Origin of the sequence: Moorena sp. SIO2C4 (assembly GCF_010672485.1) — a bacterium.
In the GTDB taxonomy this organism is placed as follows: Bacteria; Cyanobacteriota; Cyanobacteriia; order Cyanobacteriales; family Coleofasciculaceae; genus Moorena; species Moorena producens.
This window is the reverse complement of sequence record NZ_JAAHGN010000756.1, coordinates 1-3,764: the sequence shown is the minus strand read 5'-3', so window position 1 is coordinate 3,764 and position 3,764 is coordinate 1. Positions and strand designations below refer to the sequence as shown.

Here is a 3,764-nt window from a genome sequence, read left to right as displayed (position 1 = left end):
TCTCATCAATGGCAGCATATTGAGTTTTATTCCCTTTGACCTTAAATTCTAAGACGATCATTTTGACGTGGGATAACCCTACGTAATATTATAGCACAAAAGCCGTCGGACGAAGGACGGGGCTTGAGACCCAAATTTTTGGTCAAAGTTTTGGATAACTATTCATAACCACTCTAATGTCTGAGATACCGAGTTGGACACCTCTTCATGCACGGCTACATAGAACCCTGCGGCAAAAGAAGCTACTACCAAAGAATCAGCAGGTTTTAGTAGCCGTATCCGGTGGGCAAGATTCCCTTTGCCTAAGCAAACTACTGCTAGATTTACAGCCCAAGTGGAAATGGCAGCTAGGAATCGCCCACTGTGACCACCGTTGGACCTATGATGAGGGAATTTCCCTTCATGTACAGCAAATTGCTCAAAGTTGGGGGCTTCCATTTCATCTACGAATTGCCCCTGAAGTGAAAAAGAGCGAATCAGCAGCGCGGCAGTGGCGTTATCAAGCCCTGATTGACATTGCCCAAACTCAAGGTTACGCCACTGTTGTCACTGGTCACACAAAAAGCGATCGCGCTGAAACAGTCCTCTATAACCTGATCAGAGGTTCAGGGACTGATGGCTTGCAAGCTTTGACCTGGGAACGACCTCTTGCTCCTGGAGTACGTCTGGTGCGTCCCCTACTTGACACATCCCGTAGCGAAACTCTCCAGTTTTGCGAGCAGCAGCAACTGTCCATTTGGGTGGATGCTTACAATCAAGACCTTAACTATGCCCGTAACCGCATCCGCCAAGAGCTAATCCCCTATTTAAAAACCCATTTCAACCCACAAGTTGAGACAGCCTTGTCCCAAATTGCTGAAATCTTGCGAGCAGACGTGGAATATCTGGAAAACACTGCTGAGCAAATCCAGAAGCAAGCCATGGCAGTACCTACGGTCGAGGAAGATCCTGCTAGCAATAGCCCTCCACGATTGAATCGTCTGGTATTACAGCAAGCTCCCCTAGCTCTGCAACGTCGTGTGATTCGGAAGTTCCTTCAGGAAAACCAAACCAAAGCCCTCAGCTTTGAGCAAATCGAAGCCGTGACTGGTTTAATTGCTGCTCCCAACTGCTCTCGAACGTCATCCTTTCCTGGTGGAGTAACAGCCTTGGTAGAAGAAGAATGGATTATTCTTAATACTGAAGTATGAAGTATGAAGTATTAACTATAAAGATTAACTATAAAGTATGAACTATGAAACAGTTCTATCTCTTAGTTTCTGATAAATTTTTCTTCTTCAACCTACCCTACAACGAATCGCCTTGGGGGAGCAACATTCTAACATTCAACATTCAATATTAAACCTTAAACCTAAGAAGCTGCCAACTCTGGAGATTGGCTTAAGCTACTGATGATTTGGGATATTTGAGCGATCGCTTGTTGTTGAGAATCACCTGTTTCCTGGATTTGATTCAGAGCATTTGCGATCGCCTCCAGCTTCTGTCGAAGTTCATTGAGAGCATCTTGCAATGGCTGTAGGGTTTCTTCATAGATATCGACTTTCCCCCAAAGTTGAGCTACCTTCACCTGATTGGATAGCCAACTTTCCTCCCAATTTTTTACCTGAGCCAGCTTAGCATCCTTTTCTTGGGTTTGTTGATTCATCAATTCTTCAGCTTCGCTAACCCTAAGGCGCATCTGTTCAATTTCTCGTTCTAGTTGTTGCAATTGATCTGAGTGTTGTTTGCACTGTGCTTCTAGTTCGAGCAAAATTGGTCCTAAGTCAATTTTCTGGTTTTGTTGACCATTACTATCCACAATTCCTTGCCGCAGTCGCAACACTCGTAGGTGCTGATTTAGAATTTCTTCTCGTTCCCATAGAGTCCGGCGTTGACCCACCAAGGTTCTGTCCAGCATCTGGTAACGGTCTTGCTCATCTGCTAACTGGGTTTCTAGACTAATACGATCATACTCACTAGCGACCCTAATCTGTTCTTGTAGTTCTTCAATCCCTTGGTGTTGGAGTGTTAGTTCTTCTTCTTGGTCATTGACGAAGCGTACAACTTTTTCCAAATCCTGCTGCAAATTCTGAACTATATCCTGTAACTCACCCAAGGGCATTTTTTCTAGTGCTGCAATATCCACCATTTGGCTAATCTTGACATCCCCTGATGTTGCTGCCATTCGAGCCAGTTCTTGGTATAACTCTTGCTGAGTTTGGAGTTGCAGACTCACCATCCTAGCTGATTCGAGCTTGATCTCTAGATTGGTTTGCTGCACTTGCATTTCGCGGTTTGCCTGTTCACAGGATGCTTGTAATTGTTGTAACTTTTGGGTTTGATGTTGGACTTCCTCCCCGTGACCCTCAACGTCTGCTTCCAATTTTTGAGCTAATAGACGCTGTTCATTTAACTGCTGCCAGTGAGTATCCAACACCGAATGCTGATGCTTGACTACTTCCAAGGCTTGATTCAGTGGTTCCCAGACAGATTGTGTTGATTCTAATCCTCCTGATAAGCGATTGAGCAATTGCTGAATCACACCAGCCTGCTGAGCATCTAAACCAACAGAGTATTGACCCTCTGAAACTTGCTCTTCTAAGCGTAGCTGCTGTCCCCGGAGTTGTTCCCAAGCACCTTCAAGCTCCTTACTTTTACGCTCCAATTCTTGTCTGAGTTTAGCAGTTTCTGCCTGAGTACTTTCCAGTTCTTGGCGTTGTTGCTCTATTCTGGAAAAATCCTCCTCCATCGTTTGCATCTGCTCAAGCCGCGCTTCCATTTCCATCTCGCGACGGTTGAGTTCTTGACTTTGATAGGTCAAAGATTGCTTCCACTGCTCAATTTCTTCTTCCTGGTTTTTTGACTTTTCTAGCAAGCGAGAGAAATTTTGCAACAGATTGACTAACCTTCCCCCCGCTGCCTCGATTGTTCCCTGTATTTGTCGATTCCCACTCAGGTTAACAATCACCAACGCACCATCACCAAAGTTATTGGCTTGTTCTGTCGGAAGCACTTCCTCCCCAGACACCTTATTCCAACTCTGGTCAGTCCGCTGAAAAGCCAGCAGTTTAAGTTCGGCCTGAGCTCTACCCATAAACCCAGTTTTCTGCTTTCTTACCTCTGCGAGATACAGCACACTGATCGTCCTCTTTTACTTTTATTGTGCCCAATTCTTGATTAACACATTTGAACGCTTAACCCCTTTGGGGTTGCAGGATGGTAATTTTCGGAGATTATTGGTCAACCGACCTAGTTTTGATCCTTAAGGCTATTAATCCTTTAAAGGATGACGGCAGTCAGTATATTTAGACACTTAACCTATTTTAAGGTATTGCCCAGACCTGATTTACCAGTCAATAAAGGTGAGCAGAATAGAAATAGATTGATGAGGATAGTCTTAGGAATCTTCCCACAGGGGGAGTCTAGTTTCCCCAACCGGTCTAGTTTCCCCAACCATAGATTTTATCCACCCAGAGGGTCGAATTTTCTAGATTGAACATAACATCTTACCCCATCACTTTTTTCCCTTGTGCCTAATCCCTACTGAATGCTTCCCCCACCTGCGTTCGCGAGGTGGGGGTATCCGTCTTGATTACAAGGTTTTATCCCTCGCGACAGGCGGCATCCTCGCCGAACATCCAGGACTTTTGCTGGCATGTTCCCCCTCGTTTCCGCTATGGGGCTTAGTTAGAGTCGATGCCTCCGATTAAGGAGGGCACCTCTCCTGTCATACCATACGTGAAAGTTTCCCCTCATATGGCTCCTAGATCTTCTCTCCCTTAGGA

The 3,764-nt window shown here is 45.2% G+C and carries 2 protein-coding genes; one reads left to right on the top strand and one right to left on the bottom strand.

Annotation, left to right across the window (positions count from 1 at the left end):
- Positions 1-176: 176 nt before the first annotated feature.
- A complete protein-coding gene (tilS, locus tag F6K20_RS28490) occupies positions 177-1,190 on the top strand; it encodes a tRNA lysidine(34) synthetase TilS (protein WP_008180692.1) in 1,014 nt (337 codons plus the stop codon).
- Positions 1,191-1,351: 161 nt separating this feature from the next.
- On the opposite strand, the gene hmpF is transcribed toward tilS, so the two are convergent.
- Complete coding sequence (hmpF, locus tag F6K20_RS28485; RefSeq protein ID WP_044492395.1) at positions 1,352-3,115, bottom strand: pilus motility taxis protein HmpF; 1,764 nt, start codon at positions 3,113-3,115, stop codon at positions 1,352-1,354.
- Between the last annotated feature and the right edge of the window lie 649 nt (positions 3,116-3,764).

Coding starts and splice junctions, on each gene's coding strand:
- tilS (WP_008180692.1), top strand. CDS start 177: ATGTCTGAGATACCGAGTTGGACACCTCTTCATGCACGGCTACATAGA.